This is a genomic window from Olivibacter sp. XZL3, from assembly GCF_004368405.1.
Classification (GTDB): Bacteria; Bacteroidota; Bacteroidia; order Sphingobacteriales; family Sphingobacteriaceae; genus Olivibacter.
The window spans coordinates 17,257-38,309 of record NZ_SBJH01000071.1 but is presented as its reverse complement, the minus strand read 5'-3'; the positions used below and the strand labels follow the sequence as shown (position 1 = coordinate 38,309).

Annotated in this window: 13 protein-coding genes; 10 read left to right on the top strand and 3 right to left on the bottom strand. The window is 43.0% G+C overall.

Annotated elements, in window-relative coordinates; translation table 11 throughout:
* Window positions 1-122 precede the first annotated feature (122 nt).
* The 4 genes from rpoB (at window position 123) to EPX21_RS16415 (ending at window position 9,724) form a co-directional block, all read left to right on the top strand.
* Window positions 123-3,932, top strand: coding sequence for a DNA-directed RNA polymerase subunit beta (gene rpoB, locus EPX21_RS16430; RefSeq protein WP_134090789.1), 3,810 nt, complete (start codon window positions 123-125; stop codon window positions 3,930-3,932).
* Window positions 3,933-4,023: 91 nt separating this feature from the next.
* Window positions 4,024-8,304 (top strand): DNA-directed RNA polymerase subunit beta', encoded by a 4,281-nt coding sequence (gene rpoC / locus EPX21_RS16425; RefSeq protein ID WP_134090788.1) that lies wholly within the window; start codon window positions 4,024-4,026, stop codon window positions 8,302-8,304.
* 122 nt (window positions 8,305-8,426) lie between these two features.
* A complete protein-coding gene (locus EPX21_RS16420) occupies window positions 8,427-8,732 on the top strand; it encodes a DUF3467 domain-containing protein (RefSeq protein WP_134090787.1) in 306 nt (101 codons plus the stop codon).
* Between the two features lie 182 nt (window positions 8,733-8,914).
* On the top strand, window positions 8,915-9,724 hold the full coding sequence (locus EPX21_RS16415) for an SDR family oxidoreductase (protein WP_134090786.1): 810 nt from the start codon (window positions 8,915-8,917) through the stop codon (window positions 9,722-9,724).
* Window positions 9,725-9,792: 68 nt separating this feature from the next.
* Here the strand turns inward: EPX21_RS16415 and lysS are convergent, their stop codons facing one another.
* Window positions 9,793-11,511 carry a lysine--tRNA ligase gene (gene lysS / locus EPX21_RS16410; RefSeq protein ID WP_134090785.1) on the bottom strand — a complete coding sequence of 573 codons (1,719 nt, stop codon included), beginning with the start codon at window positions 11,509-11,511 and terminating at the stop codon, window positions 9,793-9,795.
* A 500-nt stretch (window positions 11,512-12,011) separates the two neighbouring features.
* On the opposite strand from lysS, the gene EPX21_RS16405 reads away from it, so the two are divergent.
* Window positions 12,012-12,614, top strand: a complete 603-nt coding sequence (locus EPX21_RS16405) for an RNA polymerase sigma factor (RefSeq protein WP_134090784.1) — start codon at window positions 12,012-12,014, stop codon at window positions 12,612-12,614.
* 18 nt (window positions 12,615-12,632) lie between these two features.
* Entirely contained in the window at window positions 12,633-13,970 is a 1,338-nt protein-coding gene (locus tag EPX21_RS16400) for a hypothetical protein (protein WP_134090783.1), read from the top strand.
* A 411-nt stretch (window positions 13,971-14,381) separates the two neighbouring features.
* Here EPX21_RS16400 and EPX21_RS16390 read toward each other — a convergent pair whose 3' ends face one another.
* Window positions 14,382-15,683 (bottom strand): OmpA family protein, encoded by a 1,302-nt coding sequence (locus EPX21_RS16390; RefSeq protein ID WP_134090781.1) that lies wholly within the window; start codon window positions 15,681-15,683, stop codon window positions 14,382-14,384.
* 188 nt (window positions 15,684-15,871) lie between these two features.
* Window positions 15,872-16,351 carry a DUF4293 domain-containing protein gene (locus EPX21_RS16385; protein WP_134090780.1) on the bottom strand — a complete coding sequence of 160 codons (480 nt, stop codon included), beginning with the start codon at window positions 16,349-16,351 and terminating at the stop codon, window positions 15,872-15,874.
* 135 nt (window positions 16,352-16,486) lie between these two features.
* Here EPX21_RS16385 and truA point away from each other — a divergent pair, with 135 nt between their 5' ends.
* From truA to EPX21_RS16365, 4 genes are all read left to right on the top strand, one after another.
* Entirely contained in the window at window positions 16,487-17,284 is a 798-nt protein-coding gene (gene truA / locus EPX21_RS16380) for a tRNA pseudouridine(38-40) synthase TruA (protein ID WP_134090779.1), read from the top strand.
* Window positions 17,285-17,462: 178 nt separating this feature from the next.
* Window positions 17,463-19,295 carry an ABC transporter ATP-binding protein gene (locus tag EPX21_RS16375; protein WP_134090778.1) on the top strand — a complete coding sequence of 611 codons (1,833 nt, stop codon included), beginning with the start codon at window positions 17,463-17,465 and terminating at the stop codon, window positions 19,293-19,295.
* A gap of 242 nt (window positions 19,296-19,537) precedes the next feature.
* A complete protein-coding gene (gene sucD, locus EPX21_RS16370) occupies window positions 19,538-20,419 on the top strand; it encodes a succinate--CoA ligase subunit alpha (RefSeq protein ID WP_134090777.1) in 882 nt (293 codons plus the stop codon).
* 112 nt (window positions 20,420-20,531) lie between these two features.
* Window positions 20,532-21,041, top strand: a complete 510-nt coding sequence (locus tag EPX21_RS16365) for a methionine-R-sulfoxide reductase (RefSeq protein WP_206106090.1) — start codon at window positions 20,532-20,534, stop codon at window positions 21,039-21,041.
* Window positions 21,042-21,053: the final 12 nt, after the last annotated feature.

Here is a 21,053-nt window from a genome sequence, read left to right as displayed (position 1 = left end):
CTCCGGTAGTTTTGCTGGGGTCTATTGCCGTTTATATCATTTTAAATACTGTTTGACTGTACAGAACCTCGTAGGTTGAAACATGTTGCGTGAAGTTTAATTTAAACTAAAATATAATTCCCTTGGCAAACAAAGATATTCGTAACGAAAGAGTAAACTTTGCAACCAGCAAAAGAGTCATCGACTATCCCGATTTTCTGGATGTGCAATTGCAGTCTTTCAAGGAGTTTTTCCAATTGGAAACGACTTCTGATAACCGCCACCAGGAAGGGCTGTTCAAAGTTTTTTCCGAAAACTTCCCTATTTCTGATTCAAGAAACATTTTCGTGCTTGAATTTTTGGACTATTTCATCGATCCGCCACGTTATGATATTCAGGAATGTATCGAACGGGGCTTAACTTATAGCGTACCGCTAAAAGCTAAGTTACGTTTATCATGTAATGATGAAGAACACGAAGATTTCGAAACCATAGTACAGGATGTATATTTGGGTACGATTCCTTATATGACTCCTAAAGGTACTTTCGTTATCAATGGCGCAGAGCGGGTAATCGTATCGCAACTTCACCGTTCGCCCGGTGTATTCTTTGGCCAAAGCCGCCATACCAATGGCACCAAACTATACTCTGCGAGGGTGATTCCTTTCAAAGGGTCTTGGATCGAATTTGCTACAGACGTCAATAACGTGATGTACGCTTATATCGACCGCAAGAAGAAATTCCCAGTAACTACGCTTTTACGGGCAATCGGTTATGACTCGGATAAAGATATCCTTGAGTTGTTTGAATTGGCCGACGAAGTTAAAGTCAGCAAATCTGGTCTGAAGAAATTAGTTGGCCGAAAACTAGCCGCTAGGGTTCTGAAGAGATGGGTTGAGGACTTCGTAGATGAAGATACGGGAGAAGTTGTATCGATTGATCGTAATGAAATTATCCTGGAGCGCGAAACCATCCTGGAGGACGATCACATCGACATGATTATAGATGCCGGTGTTAAATCTATTATTTTAACAAAGGAAGACGGCGCTAACAACGCTGATTACTCCATCATCTATAACACACTACAGAAAGATACTTCCAACTCAGAGAAGGAAGCGGTAGAGCATATCTATCGTCAATTGAGAAACGCTGAACCACCTGATGAAGAAACAGCTCGTGGTATTATTGAGCGCTTATTCTTCTCTGATAAAAGATATGACCTTGGTGATGTGGGCCGGTACCGCATTAACCGTAAACTACAATTGGATACGCCTGATGAGATCAAGGTATTAACAAAGCAGGACATTATTGCGATTGTTAAGTATTTGATCAACTTGATTAACTCGAAGGCGGAGGTTGATGATATTGACCACTTATCCAACCGTCGCGTGCGTACCGTAGGCGAGCAGTTATATGCTCAATTCGGGGTTGGGCTTTCTCGTATGGCTCGAACCATTCGCGAGCGGATGAATATTCGCGACAACGAGGTGTTTACTCCGACTGATTTGATCAACGCGCGTACTTTGTCGTCTGTGATCAACTCGTTCTTCGGAACTAATCAGCTGTCGCAATTTATGGATCAAACGAACCCATTGGCTGAAATCACGCATAAACGTCGTCTTTCGGCGCTTGGGCCAGGCGGACTTTCACGGGAGCGCGCGGGCTTTGAGGTTCGTGACGTTCACTATACGCATTACGGTCGCCTATGTACGATTGAAACGCCAGAAGGGCCGAATATTGGTTTGATTTCCTCTCTATGTGTACATGCGAAAATTAATAATTTGGGCTTCATCGAAACACCTTACCGCAAAGTTGAGGACGGTCGGGTGGTAGTAGAAGAACCCGTAATCTATCTTTCAGCCGAAGACGAAGACGGAAAGACCATTGCGCAGGCAAATGCGGAATATGATGAAAAAGGAAATTTCATTACGCCAAAAGTAAAAGCGCGTTTTGAAGGTGACTTCCCAATTATCGAGCCGGAGCGTTTGGATTTAATGGACGTAGCGCCTAACCAAATTACCTCTATAGCGGCTTCATTAATTCCGTTTTTGGAACACGATGATGCGAACCGTGCGTTGATGGGTTCAAACATGCAGCGTCAAGCGGTGCCATTGTTGCGTCCGCAGGCTCCTATTGTGGGAACCGGATTGGAAGGTCGCGTAGCGAGTGACTCCCGTACGTTGATCAATGCCGAAGGCAATGGTGTAGTAGAGTATGTAGACGCTAACGAGATCAAAATTCGTTACGACAGAAACGAGGATGAAAAGTTGGTTTCTTTCGACGATGATATTAAAACATATCGCTTAATCAAGTTCAAGAAAACGAATCAAAGCACTTGCATCAACTTAAAGCCGATAGTCCGTAAAGGTCAGCGTGTAGTAGAAGGACAAGTACTGTGTGAAGGTTATGCAACCGAGAACGGAGAGTTGGCTTTAGGGCGTAACTTAAAAGTGGCATTCATGCCTTGGCAGGGATACAACTTTGAGGATGCGATTGTAATTTCTGAGCGTGTAGTAAGCCAAGATATTTTCACTTCGCTTCATATTGAGGAGTTTGAATTGGAGGTGCGTGATACTAAACGTGGAGAAGAAGAGCTTACTTCTGACATTCCGAACGTTTCCGAAGAAGCTACCAAAGATTTAGATGAAAACGGTATTATCCGTATCGGAGCGGAAGTGCGTGAAGGAGATATCTTGATTGGTAAAATTACTCCTAAAGGTGAATCTGATCCCTCTCCCGAAGAGAAACTTTTGCGTGCGATCTTCGGTGACAAAGCGGGTGACGTTAAGGACGCGTCTTTGAAAACACCTCCTTCTATCCGAGGCGTGGTCATCGATACGAAACTTTTCTCTCGCGCGAAGAAGACCGACAAAAAAGAAGAGAAAGCTGCTATAGAGCGGTTAGATCTTAACCATGAGCGTGCTGTTCGTCAGTTGAGGGAGCGCTTAATTGATAAGCTGTTTGCCATTGTGAACGGTAAAACCTCTCAAGGCGTATACAACGTCTACAAAGAGTTGTTGATTCCTAAAGGGGCGAAATTTACGCAAAAGATGTTGGCCGAGCTCGACTTCGCTAATATCAACCCTTCTAAGTGGACGACAGATGACGATAAAAACGAACTGGTAAAACAGGCTTTACATTTCTATAATATCAAATTGAATGAAGAGCTGGGTGCTTACCGTCGTGATAAGTTTGCAATAACCGTCGGAGACGAACTTCCATCCGGTATTGTGCAAATGGCTAAAGTATACGTAGCGAAGAAACGTAAACTGAAAGTAGGGGATAAAATGGCGGGTCGTCACGGAAATAAAGGTATTGTGGCACGTATTGTACGTGACGAAGACATGCCTTTCTTGGAAGATGGGACTCCTGTTGATATCGTATTGAACCCACTGGGTGTACCTTCCCGTATGAACCTTGGCCAGATTTATGAAACGGTATTGGGCTGGGCCGGACAAAAATTAGGAATGAAATTCGCTACTCCTATATTTGATGGTGCAACAACTGAAGAAGTGGAAGAGTGGGTGGCGAAAGCCGAGCTCCCTGCTTCTGGACGGACTTATTTATATAACGGATTAACAGGAGAGCGATTTGACCAACCAACAACGGTAGGTGTAATTTACATGCTTAAGCTTGGGCACATGGTAGATGATAAAATGCACGCGCGTTCTATCGGACCGTACTCGCTTATTACGCAGCAACCTTTGGGTGGTAAAGCGCAATTCGGTGGCCAACGTTTCGGTGAGATGGAGGTGTGGGCGCTGGAAGCCTTTGGTGCATCCAACATTCTGCAAGAGATTCTTACTGTTAAGTCAGATGATGTTATCGGTAGAGCCAAGACCTACGAAGCAATCGTTAAAGGGGATAATTTACCAACGCCATCTGTGCCTGAATCATTTAATGTATTGGTACATGAGCTTCGCGGCTTAGGTTTAGATATCACGTTAGAGTAATTAGGTATAAGGTATGAGGTATAAGGTTTAAGGCTTTACTGGCCAATATACCTTCTACCTTCTACCTTTCACCTTAAAACCTTAAAAAGCTATGTCTTACAAGAAAGATAATAAAATAAAAAGCAACTTCACTTCCATTACGATTAGCTTGTCGTCTCCAGAGGCTATTTTGGAGCGTTCTAGCGGTGAAGTATTAAAACCGGAAACCATTAACTACCGTACTTATAAGCCGGAGCGTGATGGTTTGTTTTGTGAGCGTATCTTTGGTCCGGTAAAGGACTATGAATGCCACTGCGGTAAGTATAAGCGCATTCGTTATAAAGGTATCGTCTGCGACCGATGTGGAGTAGAGGTTACTGAGAAGAAGGTACGTAGGGAGCGTATGGGACACATCAACTTGGTTGTTCCTGTGGCTCATATCTGGTATTTCCGTTCACTTCCAAACAAAATCGGATATTTATTGGGTTTGCCAACAAAGAAGTTGGATATGATCATCTATTACGAAAGATATGTAGTGATCCAGGCCGGTATAAAAGAGGAAGACGGAATCCAGTACATGGATTTCTTAACCGAGGAAGAGTATCTTGATATATTAGATACTTTACCGAAAGAGAATCAATATCTCGACGATAAAGATCCGCAAAAGTTTGTGGCTAAGATGGGCGCTGAAGCCTTGGAAGAGCTGCTGCAGCGTATTGATTTAGATCAGCTTTCTTATGACCTACGTCATCAGGCAGCCAATGAAACGTCGCAACAACGTAAAAATGAAGCCTTAAAACGTCTGCAAGTAGTAGAGGCATTCCGTGGATCGCGTGAGCGCATTGAAAATCGTCCGGAATGGATGATCGTTAAAATCGTTCCGGTTATCCCACCAGAATTGCGTCCTTTAGTTCCTTTGGAAGGTGGACGTTTTGCAACTTCTGATTTGAACGACTTATATCGTCGGGTGATCATTAGAAATAACCGTCTGAAACGCCTAATTGAAATCAAAGCGCCAGAAGTGATTCTGCGTAATGAAAAGCGTATGCTTCAGGAAGCGGTAGATTCTTTATTTGACAATTCCCGTAAGGTAAATGCGGTTAAGACTGAGGGTAATCGTGCGCTGAAATCGCTTTCCGATATATTGAAAGGTAAACAAGGACGTTTCCGTCAAAACTTACTGGGTAAACGCGTTGACTATTCGGCACGTTCGGTGATTGTGGTAGGTCCGAACCTGAAGTTGCATGAGTGCGGATTACCTAAAGATATGGCGGCTGAGTTATACAAACCGTTTATTATTCGCAAGATGATAGAACGCGGTGTTGTAAAAACTGTGAAGTCGGCTAAGAAGATTGTGGATCGTAAAGATCCGATTGTGTGGGATATCTTGGAAAACGTTTTGAAAGGACACCCCGTTCTCCTGAACCGGGCACCTACGTTACACCGCTTAGGTATTCAAGCTTTCCAACCGAAGCTCGTAGAAGGTAAGGCTATACAGCTTCACCCCTTAGTATGTACAGCGTTCAACGCCGACTTTGACGGTGACCAGATGGCGGTGCATTTACCGTTAGGAAATGCAGCTATTTTGGAAGCCCAGATTTTGATGTTGGCAGCGCACAATATCTTGAACCCTGCGAACGGTACACCTATTACTGTACCATCTCAGGACATGGTGTTGGGACTTTACTATATTACAAAAGGTCGTAGGACCGATGAAACCCGTGTGGTAAAAGGGCAGGATATGACCTTTTACTCACCAGAGGAGGTTATCATCGCGTATAACGAGAAGAAAATTGATCTTCATGCCTTTATTAAGGTTAAAACCAACGTAAAGGATAAGGACGGAAATATCGTTAAACAACTGATTGATACAACGGTAGGTCGCGTATTGTTTAATCAGGTTGTGCCTGAAGAAGTAGGTTATATCAATGAATTGCTTACGAAGAAATCCTTACGCGACATTATTGGCGATGTAGTAAAAAACACAGGTATGGCTCGGGCGGCTAAGTTCTTAGATGATATCAAGGAACTCGGTTTCCAAATGGCATTCCGCGGTGGTTTATCGTTCAACTTACAAGACCTTAATATTCCTGATGCGAAAGCTGGTTTAATTGAACAAGCAACAAGGGAAGTAGAAGAAGTGATGAATAACTATAATATGGGATTCATTACTAATAATGAGCGTTATAACCAAATCATCGATATTTGGACCCGTATCAATAACCGTTTGACTGCGAACGTAATGGATATTTTATCCAACGATAACCAAGGCTTCAACTCGGTGTATATGATGCTAGACTCTGGAGCGCGTGGTTCAAAAGAGCAGATTCGTCAGTTGTGCGGCATGCGGGGATTGATGGCGAAGCCTCAGAAATCGGGGTCCTCAGGAGGTGAGATTATCGAGAACCCGATTTTATCCAACTTTAAAGAAGGATTGTCGGTACTTGAGTACTTTATCTCTACGCACGGTGCCCGTAAGGGTCTTGCCGATACGGCGTTGAAAACGGCCGATGCCGGTTACTTAACCCGTCGTTTGCATGACGTTGCGCAGGATATGATTGTTACCGAGGAAGACTGCGGTACTTTAAGAGGTATCTTCACAACAGCGTTAAAAGATAACGAAGACATTGTTGAGCCATTATATGATCGTATTCTGGGGCGTACTTCTTTACACGATGTTTACGATCCGGTAACTAACGAATTGTTGGTAAGCGCTGATCAAGATATCACTGAAGAGATTGCGGAGAAAATCGAGCATTCTACTGTAGAAGGGATAGAAATCCGCTCGGTATTGACCTGTGAAAGCAAGCGTGGTGTATGTGCTTTGTGTTATGGTCGGAACCTTGCTTCCGGTAAACGTGTTCAGATGGGTGAAGCGGTTGGTGTTATTGCAGCTCAGTCTATTGGTGAGCCAGGTACGCAGCTTACGCTTCGTACGTTCCACGTGGGTGGTACGGCTTCTAACATTGCAGCTGAATCGCAAATCGTAGCGAAATTTGACGGAATCGTTGAGTTCGAAAATATGCGTTCAGTAGAGCGGGAAACAGAAGAAGGAAAACTGCAGATCGTATTAGGTCGTTCAGGTGAATTCAGGATCTTGGATCCGGAATCTAAGAAGGTTCTGATGACCAATAATATACCTTACGGTTCGTTCTTATATATTGCGGATGGCGATAAGGTAAGCAAAGGCGATAGAATTTGTTCTTGGGATCCATACAACGCCGTTATCATTTCCGAATTTGCGGGTAAAGTTGAGTTCGACGCGATTATCGAAGGTGTTACCTATCGTGAAGAGTCTGATGAACAGACTGGACACCGTGAAAAGGTAATTATCGATACACGTGATAAGACGAAGAACCCTGCCATTAAGATTTTAGACAACGCAGGCGATGTAATTCGTACCTACAACTTGCCAGTTGGCGCGCACATTGCTGTGGATAACGCCGGCAAAGCGAAGGTGGGTGAGATTATTGCGAAGATTCCACGTTCAGCAGGAAAGACCCGAGATATTACGGGTGGTTTACCTCGTGTGACCGAATTATTCGAAGCGCGGAATCCTTCTAATCCGGCCGTGGTAACAGAAATCGACGGTGTAGTAACTTTAGGAGGTGTTAAACGTGGTAACCGTGAAATTCAAATCGAGTCGCGCGATGGTCAGGTTAAAAAGTACTTGGTGCCACTTTCGAAGCACATCCTGGTACAGGATAACGACTTTGTGAAGGCTGGTATGCCACTTTCTGACGGTTCTATTTCTCCATCCGATATCTTAGCCATAAAAGGTCCTGCTGCCGTGCAGGAGTATTTGGTGAATGGTATCCAAGAGGTTTACCGTCTGCAAGGTGTTAAGATCAACGATAAGCACTTTGAAACCATCGTACACCAAATGATGCAGAAAGTGATGATTGAGGATCCGGGTGATACACGTTTCTTGGAAAAAGATGCCGTTAATAAGTGGGACTTTATCGAAGAGAACGACAGCATGTACGATAAGAAGGTCGTAACTGATCCAGGTGATTCCAATGTACTGAAAGCAGGACAGATCGTTTCGTTGCGTAAATTACGTGAAGAGAACTCGAGCTTGAAACGCCGCGATTTGAAACTGGTACAGGTGCGCGATGCGATCGCGGCTACTTCAAGTCCGATGCTACAAGGTATCACACGTGCATCTTTAGGAACCAAATCGTTTATATCGGCAGCTTCCTTCCAGGAAACTACTAAAGTATTGAACGAAGCGGCTATTAGCGGTAAACGTGACGACTTATTAGGCTTGAAAGAGAATGTTATTGTAGGGCATCTCATACCATCTGGTACAGGATTGCGTAATTACGATCGCATTATCGTAGGATCGAAAGAAGAGTATGACCAGTTGCTGGCTTCGAAAGAAGAAGCTTAAGGTCTATAGCTCCTCGTAATATTTACAAAACCCCGAAGACGCGTTGTCTCCGGGGTTTTGTTTTTATTATTAGTATCTTTACCGCATACATTTTACACATATATGCTTACTCACCAACTGATATGGAAGAACAAAATAATCAATTAAACATCGAATTGACCGAAGAGGTAGCGGAAGGTATGTACTCTAATTTAGCCATTATAACGCATTCACATACAGAATTTGTGGTTGACTTTATTCGTGTTATGCCTGGCGTCCCCAAAGCCAAGGTGAAATCTAGAATCGTCCTTACGCCCGAGCACGCGAAGCGTTTGATGAAGGCTTTTCAAGATAATATTGCGAAGTATGAAGCGATGAACGGGAAAATTGACACTCACGAGGAGCCCCCGTTCCCAATGAATTTTGGTGGCCCAACGGCAGAAGCGTAAGGCGGCGGAGTTATGCGTTACGAGTTGCCAGTTGTAAGCATGGCTACAGCAAAAGATTGATAGTATTCATGTATTGAAAAGCGTCTGCTGCATGACAAACATACTTAAGACAAAAGCTAGATTATTTTTAAAACTAACAATTATAGAGTCGATTGCCAACAAATCGACGGTTAAACAATCAGATGAGAAATCTAGATTTTAAAGGCAAGTGGGTATTGGTTACCGGCGCCTCTTCCGGATTAGGGGAGGAGATGGCAAGGCAGTTAGCTGTTCAACATGGCGCGAATTTAATTTTGTTGGCTCGACGTAAAGAGCGGTTGGAACAATTGAAGCATACGATAGAACGTGAAACAAAATCATGTGTAGATATTGTCGTTGCGGATTTATCCGAGCCCGAACAGGTTGAAGAAATTTTGGAAACAATTATAAGCCGGCGAGACTTGTATGCTGCTGTTCTAAATGCCGGTGTTACCTATTTGGGGAAGCATTTGGCTTTGTCAAAGGAACAATTTAATCAAATGATCCAAGTCAATATCATTAGTGTTACTTATATGACAAGTCAACTGGCAGCCTATTTTGAGAAAAAAAAATCTGTCGGAGGTATCATGATCGTTTCTAGTATGGCTGCGATTTTTCCGACGCCATTTCAGGCCGCTTATGCCGGCACGAAAGGTTTCTTGCTTAATTTTGCGGCGGCACTTTCGCAAGAATTGGAGAACAAAGAGCTGTCGCTAACGATATTTTTACCTGGAGGTATTGCGACGGAAATGACATCCGGCGATGGTTTTAAAGAGCTGCGCGGGTATTTGATGCCGGTACAACAAGTTGCGAAAGAAGGATTAACCGCCTTCCGGAAAAGAAGAGCGACCTATATTCCCGGCTTTCTTAACCGCCTGAGTAGCAAACTATCGTTTTTATTACGGAAGGAATTTATTATTAAACAAACGGGTAAGACCTATAAGAAGTCGTTGGATAAACTTTCTGGCTTGTGAGTTGCCAGTTATGGGTTATGGGCTTTTCATTTTGAGGCTCACAACTCATAACTGACAAGTCTTGACCATTATTTAAACCACTCCAACACCTCGTCTTTTGTCGGCATCGCGGCTTCAATTTTCATCTTCTTGCGTAATCCGCCCAAGTCATTAAAGACTTTGTTTGGGTTTGCCCCTTTCAACGCCTCAATGGTTGTAAGGCCCATTTTCTGTAACACAGGGACCCAAACAGCAGGAACTCCCTGCGATTCGTAGTCGCCAACAGAGGCTACTTTCACAACCTTTTCAGGTCGCATTTGTGGGAAAAACAATACGTCTTGTATACTCGCTTGGTTGGTCATTAACATTGCTAGCCGATCGATGCCAATACCGATACCGGAAGTGGGGGGCATACCGTATTCCAAGGCGCGTAGAAAGTCATAATCTATAAACATAGCCTCATCGTCGCCGCGTTCCATTAATTTCAATTGGTCTTCGAAACGCTTAAGCTGGTCTATCGGATCATTAAGTTCGGAATAAGCATTCGCTAATTCCTTGCCGTTCACCATGAGCTCAAAACGTTCAACAAGACCTTCTTTACTGCGATGCTTTTTCGTTAAAGGACTCATCTCGACCGGATAGTCGATGATAAAGGTTGGCTGTATATAATGATGTTCACATTTTTCTCCAAAAATTTCATCAATGAGCTTTCCTTTACCCATGCTTTCGTCCACGGCGATATCGAGTTGCTTGCAGACCTCTTTTAGTCCCGCTTCGTCTAAGCCTGCGACGTCAAAGCCCGTATGTTCTTTTATCGCGTCATATATGCTAATCCGTTTATAAGGAGCTGCGAAGTTAATGTCCTTGTTGCCGACTTGTATAGTCGTTTTGCCATTCGTTGCGATCGCGACTTTTTCAAAGAGCTGCTCGGTGATATCCATCATCCAAAGGTAGTCTTTGTACGCTACGTAGAACTCGAGCACAGTAAATTCAGGATTATGGGTTCTATCCATCCCTTCATTGCGAAAGTTTCTACTGAACTCATAAACCCAGTCGTAGCCGCCAACAATTAAGCGTTTTAAATATAACTCGTTGGCAATACGTAAATACAATGGAATGTCGAGAGCGTTGTGATGTGTAATGAATGGTCTGGCGGCAGCGCCCCCAGGTATACTCTGTAAAACAGGTGTGTCAACTTCAATGGCGCCTTGTTCATCCAAAAACTGGCGGATGGCGGATTTGATTTTTGTCACTTTCGTGAAAGTCTCGCGGACATGTGGATTCACTACCAAATCAACATAACGCTGTCGATAGCGAAACTCCGGATCGGTTACAGCGTCGAACACCTTACCGTCGGCTTCCTTAACCACCGGAAGTGGTTTAAGCGATTTTGCCAACAGTTTTATTTCAGCGGCATGGATGGAAATCGTTCCGGTTTGTGTGGTGAATACATGGCCTTTGACGCCTATAAAGTCGCCTATATCGAGTAACTTCTTAAATACAGTATTATACAAGGTTTTATCTTCGGTAGGGCAGAGCTCATCTCTGGTGAGATAAACCTGTATGCGGCCGGTAGCATCTTGCAGTTCAAAGAAGGAGGCGCTCCCCATTACTCTTCTGCTCATCATACGGCCGGCGATACTAATGTTTTTATAGTTTAGTTTGTCGCGGTCATAATTTTCGTGTATGTCACGGGCATTCACGTTGACATCAAATGCTTCTGCTGGATAGGGATCTATTCCTAGTTGAACCAATTGATCCAAAGCCTGTCGGCGTAATACTTCTTGTTCTGATAAAATGCTGCTCATTTACTTTAATATAACACTCTTGAAGGAGGAAGAACCCTAGGTTTTTTACGAAGTAACCTGGCTCTGATTTTTCGCAAACTTAGACAAATTTGGTCTGATATGCAAAGGAGTAGTGAGTAAACTGTAGCGTTTCCCTTGTCACGTTCGTTAGACAAGCGTATGGACAAAAAGGGACCACCAGACGGTTTTTATAAAAGAAGCGAATGGCTAGTTTGATAAGAATGAGTGTAATAATCTAGTTTGATTATTATTTTCTGCTCAGAAGTGGAAAAATAGGCAAAACTAATCCAATAGCTGTCCTATGCAGCGTTGCCTAGGATTGCTAGTGAATTGCTGAGCTCATAAAGAATGGTCGAACTCAGATTAACAAGAGCAATCCTTTGCAAACCGGAAAATTAAGGATAGCCTTTGTTAAGAGGTTTGTGTACTTTTGAATGAGCTTTGATTGTTTTGTTGACTAAGAAGGATAAAACGCTTTCCAAACTAGTTGTATTGCTGCAGTGAATTACCGTGTAGGATTTTTAAGTAAAAAGAAGACATTAACACTGGATGGTGCATTGGATGCTTGTGTCCAAACGGACGATGAGCGGGCAAAAGAATTCATCTACAAGAAATACTATGGATATGTATCAGCGGTGGTAACCAGATATGTTAAAAGCGAATATGATGCTGAAGAGTTGGTGAATGAAGCTTTTATCAAAGCTTTTAAAAATTTGGCACGGTTTAATCGGGTAGGCGAGGGAACTGTGCTCGAAAAATCCTTCAGAGGCTGGTTGGCCAGAATTGCGGCGAACCTATCCATCGACTTATTGCGTTCGAAAAAACATATGGTAGCGATGGAGGAAGTGGGAGAGCAGGATGTAAGTCCTGTTTTGATCAATGCGTCGGACAAGCTGTTTGCGGACGATATCCTAAAGCTTTTAGAAAGACTACCTGAGATTCAAAGAATTATTTTTAATCTATACGAAGTTGAAGGATATGCCCATGAGGAAATAGGAAAGATGTTGAACATACCTGACAGTACTTCGAGAACTTACCTTACCCGCGCAAAGCAACGGCTAAGGAAGCTTTATATTGAAGAGTTTGCTATTGGGAAACAATAAAAGTATAGTATATTAACCATGAAAGAGAAAGATAATAAGGAACTGATCGATCGTATGGCGGAGGTCTTGCGAGCACATTCAGCGCCTTATAGAGAAGGGGCGTGGGAGCGGTTTGCGAGGAAGCAAAAATCAGCGAAAAGGGTGCTGCCAATCTGGTACTTTAGCGGTGCTGCTGCTGCCATTTTGGTGGGACTGGTATTTTTTATTAATAGAAACACGGTAGAACAACAAATTAAGTCGTCAACAGACTATACGCAAACCGATAAGGCTGAAAAAAGCGAGGGCGAGTCGTTAGTCGGGCAAGAACCAACCGTTACTAACCGTAATAAAACAGTTGGAGCACTGCGATTGAAAAGGAGAGTAGAAAACAACAAAAGCATATTAGCGAAGGTGCCTGAGAGAAAAGCAAAAGAAGAGACAGCGGTGAGTCATGCTGTTGCATTTGATAATGAAAAGCTGATGAACGCCGATAACAGTACTTCCGAACTCACTGAGAACAGAACCGCGCTTCTACCCTTTAATCGCAGCACAGAGAGCAGCGAAAGGCCTACCCATGAGTCGGGAGAGAAAAGCACCGGAACGGCTAATTTGTCTGCCAAAGAAAGAGAAGAGGCATTAATCCAAATGTTAAGTGAAAACAGTTCTTCAGTTCGGGTATCGGGCGATAGAACCGATGAGACCGCTGATAGGCGTTGGAACATAGGTCTTATGGTTGCGCCCTCTTTAACGGATGAGCGTTTTAACATGGGAGGAGGAGTAACCGTTGCTTACAATATTTCAAAAAAGGTATCTATCGGTTCAGGTGTCTCGTTGGTCGATTTGGGGTTTCGCCAATCTTCTCCCAGCACATCGAATGGAGCTTCAAATTTGCCTGTCAATGCCTCGCTGAGTGAGGCATCGCCAATGTTCACTGCCAGGTCACTTGAAACAAAAGAATTGACCTCAATCAATACCAATCTGTTAGCCCTTGATATTCCAATTGATATTAAATATCAAGTAAGTAAGCAGTTCTATGCTACCGCAGGTATTTCTTTCTTTGCGGTGTTGAACGAAGATCGGATAGACCACTTTGTGACCCGTACGCCTATTAATAATAGAACGGTACAAAATACCGAAGGTTATGCATTTAGCCAGCCCGAATTTCAAATAAGCAGTGTAAGCGAGAAATCAAATGAAACGCTGTTACAGGGGAGCAGTTATTCTGGATTTCTCAATTTCTCTTTTGGAAGGAGAATGCCGGTTTCAAAAAAGGTTGGTATAGCTGTTGAACCCTTTTTTAAGATTCCCATTGGCAGCTTATCCAATCAGGATATGAATCTTCGTTATGGAGGAGTTCGGGTAATTACCAGTTTTTAAGGGCATGTTTGATTGCCCGTTAAGCTTATGATAATTCACTATATTATTCCGTCGAATAGTAGAATCCAGGCCATGGCTTTATGGCCTTTTGTGATTGTAAACACCTCATTAAAGCAGCAAGGCATTTCGGCAGAGCTCTTAAGGCATGAGAAGATTCATCTTAGGCAACAACTCGAGCTGTTGATTCTGCCGTTTTATATTTGGTATGTTGCTGAGTGGCTGCTTCGGTGGTGCATTTGTAAAGATGCCAGTCGTGCATACCGCATGATATGTTTCGAACGAGAAGCTTATACTAATGACAAACGCGCGAATTATTTAAAGGCAAGACGCCTTTGGAGCTTTTTAAATTACTTAAAATAAAAAACGGCCGTGATAGACGGCCGTTTTTATTAATGACTTAGAAGTCTCTTTTTAGTATAAGGTAAATTCTACTCGGCGATTTGCTTGACGCCCTTCCGCTGTTGCATTCGTCGCAATAGGTTGAGTTGGCCCGTAACCGGTTGCCTCTATGCGCGACGGATTAGCTCCCTTGCTTACTAAATATGCTTTAACAGCTTCAGCACGCTCTTTCGACAAACGCATGTTTAAATTCATGGAGCCCGTGTTGTCGGTGTGTCCTGCCAACTTCAGACTGAAGTTCTTTTCTACTAACAGTTTAGCCACCTTGTCCAGACTAGGATAAGAGCTCGGACGAATGGTTGCTTTGCTCAGATCAAACTCGAGGTTTTTAATTGCTTCGTCAACTACTCGACGGTCTTCTTCAGTCACCGTGATTTGTTGTACTACTTGTTTTGCTTCAGGGAGCGGACAACCAGACCCGTCTACTTTCGTGTCTGCGGCCGTACCCGGACATTTATCAAATTTATTTGCCACACCGTCTCCATCATCGTCCGCTAAGTCGGTCGCTAATTGCGCTTTCAGCGTTTCATTTTCCTCTTTCTGTGCTTTTAAGGCAGCCGCTAATTCATCATAACTAGCTTGGTATTCTTTGCGCATATCCACTACCGGATTGCGACTGGCAAGGAATGGTTTGGTGGCATCTCCCAAAGCAAATTCCAGACCGGCATGCACATAGGAAAACATGTCTTTTGTGCCGGTGTTTACTCCATCTAGCGTTGCTGTGTTGGCTAAATTCACCTGATAGCCTAAATCGACGTTAATTCCGTTAGCAACGCCAAATTTAAGTCCAAGGCCCGCTGGGATAAACGCCTTGGTGGTTGAGCCAAGCTCTTGTTCAACGCCTCCTATAGTCGTCGTTGGATTATAACTAAGCGCTCCTACACCAATTGCTACATAAGGCTTAATTACGCCTTCTTGTCTCCAATTGATGTTTGCCAACGTGATATCTGCACTTAAAGCGGCAGACCAAGGTAACTTGGTCGAGAACTTGTCAGCATTTGCTTCACTACTGCCGTTCAGCTTTCCGCCTAAATACTCCGCCTTAAGTCCAAAAGAGGGTGTTATTTGTTTTTTAACATAGAAGTTATAACCTAACTGGCTTTCTACCGACCTAAAATCTCTCCGGAAACCCATCACATTCCATTGGTTGATAACGCCTGCTCCGACGCCGATGGACCATGTCCTAAATTCGCTTTCAGGAGCGAATGGCTTTACATCATTAACCTCTGTTGTTTGAGCGAATGCTGGTGCAGCAGCAAAACACGCTAAAGCAATTAGAGAGCTAGTTTTTCTTAGTCTAAAGTTACTGATCATAAAATTTAATTTCGTTTCTAAATTGTTTTTTGAAATTACTGCATAGTGACCAAAAATTAGACCATTCTTCTTGTTGTAATTTAACGTGTTGATTATTAGTTTCTTCTGCTTGATTTGTTGCTTTAGTTTTGTGCTAAAAAAAGGACGATTTCTCGTCCTTTTCCACATTTTTTCTCAAAAAATACACACTATCGTAGACGATCCGCCGATTTAATGAGTTTCGTATCATGATTAATCCCTCTCATAGCGAGGAGCAGGAAAACAATATACGGAAGGATGAGTAATGCACCAATACCGATATTGTTCAGTTCGATCGTTTTGTTAACGGCTTCCACCGCCGTGTTTGCAGAGATAAATAGCCAAAAAGCGAAAAGAATCACAAGCAAAAGGCTTATCAAAATTAAACTTATTTGCTTCCTTCTATTTTTATATTTTAACACTGTGATGAAAGGCAATATTGCAAGTAAAATTGTTGCAATTGACTGAAGAACAAATGCAAAGGAGGTGCTCGATTGATTTTGTCCACCTGCGTGATTTAAGACGCCAGTTACCTTTAATGCCATGGCAATACCACTATTGTCGGAAAACTGTGCGTAAGGGAATAGAAATAAAGCTAAGATGGTTACAGAAGCCAGTAATAGCCAAACAGTTTGTATGCGCTGTATCATGTGAAAAAAATATATGTTCTTGCAAAGATAAGATATTCAGGTCAAGACACAAGGCTGAAACACCGGCCCCATTGTGATGAAAGACTTAACGGTTGATGTTAAAAATCTTCTTACTTTTATCTAAGTTTGCAGGTAGTGAAACCAGAGAGGAAACGATATTTTATAGAACTTGCATTTAACGGAGGGGCTTATCACGGCTGGCAGATCCAGAAAAACGCCATAAGTGTGCAGGAGGTACTTAACGGCGTATTAAGTACCGTGTTGAGAAGCGAGGTGCAAACGTTGGGTTGTGGAAGAACGGATACCGGCGTGCACGCTACGCAGCTTTACGCGCATTTTGATGATGAGGAAGGAACTGTTGAAGGTCGGGAAGAGCGCATAGTGGCAAGCTTAAATGCCTTATTGCCAGTAGACATTGCAGTAAAACGGCTGTTTGTTGTTGCTGCCGAAGCACATGCACGCTTTGATGCCATCAAGCGATCTTACGAATACCACATCCATTTCAGTAAGAATCCCTTTCTTCACAATTTTTCATGGCAGCTGAGAGAACGGCCAAATGTGGCCGCCATGAACGAAGCGGCTAGACAAATGATGAGCTATCGGGACTTTAGCTGTTTCAGCAAATCCCATACACAAGTTTTTACGAACAACTGCCGGCTCTTTCGTGCGGAATGGCGGTGGTTGGATGAAGGGCGATTGGTTTTTTATATATCCGCCGATCGATTTTTAAGGAATATGGTGAGAGCGATCGTAGGCACCTTGATGGAAATCGGATACCGAAAGCATGATCCGGCATATATTCACCAGGTGATTAAGAGTAAGAGCAGAAGTGCGGCCGGCGTTTCTGTCCCAGCTTGTGGCCTGTATCTCACAGAAGTTTTGTATCCTTGGGATGAACAAAGTGAAAATTCAAAATTCAAAATTCAAAATTAAAAAGTTTGCCTCTCGTAGGGGTGGTAAAAAGTGGAAATTAAAAATTCAAAAATCGAAAGTCATAAGAAAAAGTCGGGCCTAGGTCGGTCGGGCTTATGATTCGTTAAAAAATGAACAGTGCATCAACAAACAAAAGCCGTAAGCGGGTGTCTGAGGATCCAAAGCAGCGAATGTAAATATGAGTGAAGCAAAGATAACGGGTAAAACATACGATGCTCAACTATTAGGTAGGTTGGGGAAATATTTACGACCTTATCGTAGCTATTTTGTTTGGTCGGTTCTGTTAACACTTGTAGTAGCAGGCATTTCTCCACTTTTGCCTATGCTGGTGGAATATACCTTGGACGAGTTTATTCTGAAGAATAACTACGAAGGACTCAATTTGATGACGTTGGCGATGTTGGGTTTGTTGGTCTTTCAGACTGCTATTAGGTATTATCATACGCTATTGACTAATTCGTTGGGACAATCGGTCATTCGGGACTTGCGAATAGAAACTTTTAATCATATTATCAATCTACGGCTTAAGTATTTCGACAAGACGCCCATAGGAAGACTGATAACACGTACTATTTCAGACTTAGAAACTATTGCGGATATATTTTCAGAAGGGTTGATTCAGATTATAGGTGACATTCTTCAGTTGATCGTTATTATCGGCGTTATGCTCTATACCGATTGGGAATTGACACTGATTGTATTGACGCCAACGCCTTTGATGGTGATCGCCACCTATTTCTTTCAGGAAGCAATGAAATCCGCTTTTCAAGATGTAAGACACTGGGTGTCCAGTTTAAACACCTTCTTGCAAGAGCACATATCCGGTGTAAGTGTTATCCAATATTTTGCGCGAGAGAAACAGGAAATGGACAAATTTAAAGCCATTAATGCAGAACATCGCAATGCGCATATCCGTTCAAACTGGTACTTCTCGATATTCTTTCCCGTAATTGAGATCATCATGGCAATAGCCTTGGGATTGTTGGTTTGGTATGGTTCCAAGTCTATATTAGCAGGACGGGTGTCGCCAGGGGTTGTCGTCGCTTTTATTATGTATATCAATATGATCTTCCGGCCTATTAGGGAGTTGGTAGATAAGTTTAATACCCTGCAGATGGGGATGGTTGGGGCGGAACGGATTTTTTCCGTGCTGGATACGGATGAAAAGACACCTAATAACGGAACCTTAAAGCCGGAGAAAATACAGGGCAACATTAAATTTGATCGCGTTTGGTTTACTTATGACGATCCTTTACAGTCGGATAAAGAGGAAGTTCCTCGGCAGCGTGACGCTGCTGATAAAGCAAACAAGCCGAACGTGAAGTGGGTGCTTAAAGACGTAAGTTTTGAGGTCAAGGCAGGGGAGACCTTGGCTTTAGTGGGAGCAACCGGCGCCGGCAAATCTTCCACCATCAATATCCTCAGTAGGTTTTACGAAATCGATAAAGGATCCATTCAGTTGGACGGCGCCGATATCCGCAATTATGATATCAACTATCTGCGTCAAACAATTGCTACGGTTTTGCAAGACGTTTTCCTTTTTTCTGATTCGGTAGCCAATAATATCAGTCTTTATGACCCGGGTATTACGCGGGAAGCGATGATCGAAGCGGCGAAAAAAGTGGGAGCGCATGCCTTTATCGAACGTCTACCAGGCGGGTATGACTATGAAGTAAAAGAACGCGGATCGACCTTGTCGGCCGGCCAGGCGCAATTGATTTCCTTTATTCGGGCGCTGGTGCATAATCCGAAGATCTTGGTTTTAGACGAAGCTACCTCTTCCGTCGATACGGAGACAGAATTATTGATTCAGAACGCGATTGAGAAACTTATGAAGAATCGCACATCTATCGTTATTGCCCATCGTTTGTCTACCATTCAAAAAGCTGACAAGATCATCGTATTAGATCATGGTGAAGTCAAGGAAATGGGCAATCATCAGGAACTGCTTCATTTGAATGGTTATTACAAGCGCCTTTACGATTTGCAGTTTCACTCTGCAGGTATTTAGTTGTTTGTTGTTGGTTATTGGTTGTTGCTTATTCGTTGCCGAGATACTTACATTTCACACCTAAAGCTTACTTTTAGAGCATAAAGCCTATATAGCTTAAAACTTATAACTTAAAATCTATAGTCTCTGCTTGATGACGTATAACTTAAAACTACAACCTAAAACTAGCCTAAAGCTATTTTAAATCTCTTTCCCTTGTTTTCAAATGAATTTAGTAAGTTTGCCATACAAAAATTCGACCAATGAGTGTACTTGTAAATAAAGATTCAAAAGTTATCGTTCAGGGCTTTACTGGCACTGAAGGTTCGTTCCATGCATCGCAAATGATCGAGTATGGTACCAATGTAGTAGGTGGTGTAACTCCGGGAAAAGGAGGGCAAACACATCTTGACCGTCCGGTTTTCAATACCGTTCAGGATGCTGTAGACACTACGGGTGCTAATGTGTCTATTATTTTTGTTCCACCCGCGTTTGCTGCGGATGCGATCATGGAAGCTGCCAGTGCTGGGGTAGAAGTTATCGTTTGTATTACAGAAGGTATTCCGACAAAGGATATGATTCAGGTAAAAGAATACCTGAAGGATAAAGATTCTCGTTTAATCGGGCCGAATTGCCCAGGTATCATTACCGCTGACGAAGCGAAAATCGGTATTATGCCCGGATTCATTTTCAAAAAGGGTAATGTGGGCGTTGTTTCCAAATCAGGTACGTTAACCTATGAGGCCGTAGATCAAACGGTAAAAGCGGGCCTTGGTATTACAACGGCTATCGGTATCGGTGGCGACCCTATTATTGGTACTACTACTAAAGAAGCTGTTGAGCTTTTGATGAATGATCCCGAAACCGAAGGGATTATTATGATTGGCGAAATCGGCGGAGGTATGGAAGCAGAAGCTGCTCGTTGGATTAAAGAACATGGTACAAAGCCTGTTGTTGGTTTCATCGCAGGGCAAACAGCGCCTCCGGGACGCAGAATGGGCCATGCCGGAGCAATTGTTGGTGGAGCTGATGATACGGCTGCTGCAAAAATGAAGATTATGCGTGAATGTGGTATACGTGTAGTGGAATCGCCTGCCGAAATCGGAGCGGCTATTGCTGAAGAACTAGCGAAAGTACAAGCTTAACAAAAAGATATCACTTAAAGCTAAAAGTTAATTGACTGTTAGCTGACAACATAAAGAAAGCCCGTAAACTAATTTCGGGCTTTTTTCGTATATTGGTATATAGCTAAACGCAATGAGAAAAGTCGGTGTGTTGTTGATGTATTTAGGCTTGTTTTTTCAGGCCTGTGCACAAGAAAACTCAAAGGAAAGTGAATCGGTTAAAAAGAAAGTACAAATGGAATCAAAAGAGCAAATAGATACCACCGTTAAGTCGGCCGGTAATTACAATAAGCTAAGTGCTGATGAGGCATGGGTTATAGAAAAAAAAGGCACGGAGCGCCCTTTTTCGGGAGCCCTGCTCGATAATAAGGCAAAAGGGATGTATGTCTGTAAGAAATGCAACGCGCCCCTTTACCGTTCGGAAGATAAATTTGAGTCGCATTGCGGCTGGCCAAGTTTCGATGATGAAATAAAAGGCGCGGTTAAAAGAATCCCTGATCCGGATGGTATGCGGACAGAAATTGTGTGTGCAAATTGTGGTGGGCATTTAGGACATGTGTTCCTAGGAGAAGGCTTTACTGCCAAAAATACACGGCACTGCGTAAACTCCATCTCTATGAAATTCGTACCGTTGGAAAAGTAAGAGCATACACAA

What these genes read in the sequence shown, in the direction of transcription:
- rpoC (WP_134090788.1), top strand. Translation starts at nt 4,024, where the DNA reads ATGTCTTACAAGAAAGATAATAAAATAAAAAGCAACTTCACTTCCATT.
- EPX21_RS16420 (WP_134090787.1), top strand. Translation starts at nt 8,427, where the DNA reads ATGGAAGAACAAAATAATCAATTAAACATCGAATTGACCGAAGAGGTA.
- EPX21_RS16415 (WP_134090786.1), top strand. Translation starts at nt 8,915, where the DNA reads ATGAGAAATCTAGATTTTAAAGGCAAGTGGGTATTGGTTACCGGCGCC.
- lysS (WP_134090785.1), bottom strand. Translation starts at nt 11,511, where the DNA reads ATGAGCAGCATTTTATCAGAACAAGAAGTATTACGCCGACAGGCTTTG.
- EPX21_RS16400 (WP_134090783.1), top strand. Translation starts at nt 12,633, where the DNA reads ATGAAAGAGAAAGATAATAAGGAACTGATCGATCGTATGGCGGAGGTC.
- EPX21_RS16390 (WP_134090781.1), bottom strand. Translation starts at nt 15,683, where the DNA reads ATGATCAGTAACTTTAGACTAAGAAAAACTAGCTCTCTAATTGCTTTA.
- EPX21_RS16385 (WP_134090780.1), bottom strand. Translation starts at nt 16,351, where the DNA reads ATGATACAGCGCATACAAACTGTTTGGCTATTACTGGCTTCTGTAACC.
- EPX21_RS16375 (WP_134090778.1), top strand. Translation starts at nt 17,463, where the DNA reads ATGAGTGAAGCAAAGATAACGGGTAAAACATACGATGCTCAACTATTA.
- sucD (WP_134090777.1), top strand. Translation starts at nt 19,538, where the DNA reads ATGAGTGTACTTGTAAATAAAGATTCAAAAGTTATCGTTCAGGGCTTT.
- EPX21_RS16365 (WP_206106090.1), top strand. Translation starts at nt 20,532, where the DNA reads ATGAGAAAAGTCGGTGTGTTGTTGATGTATTTAGGCTTGTTTTTTCAG.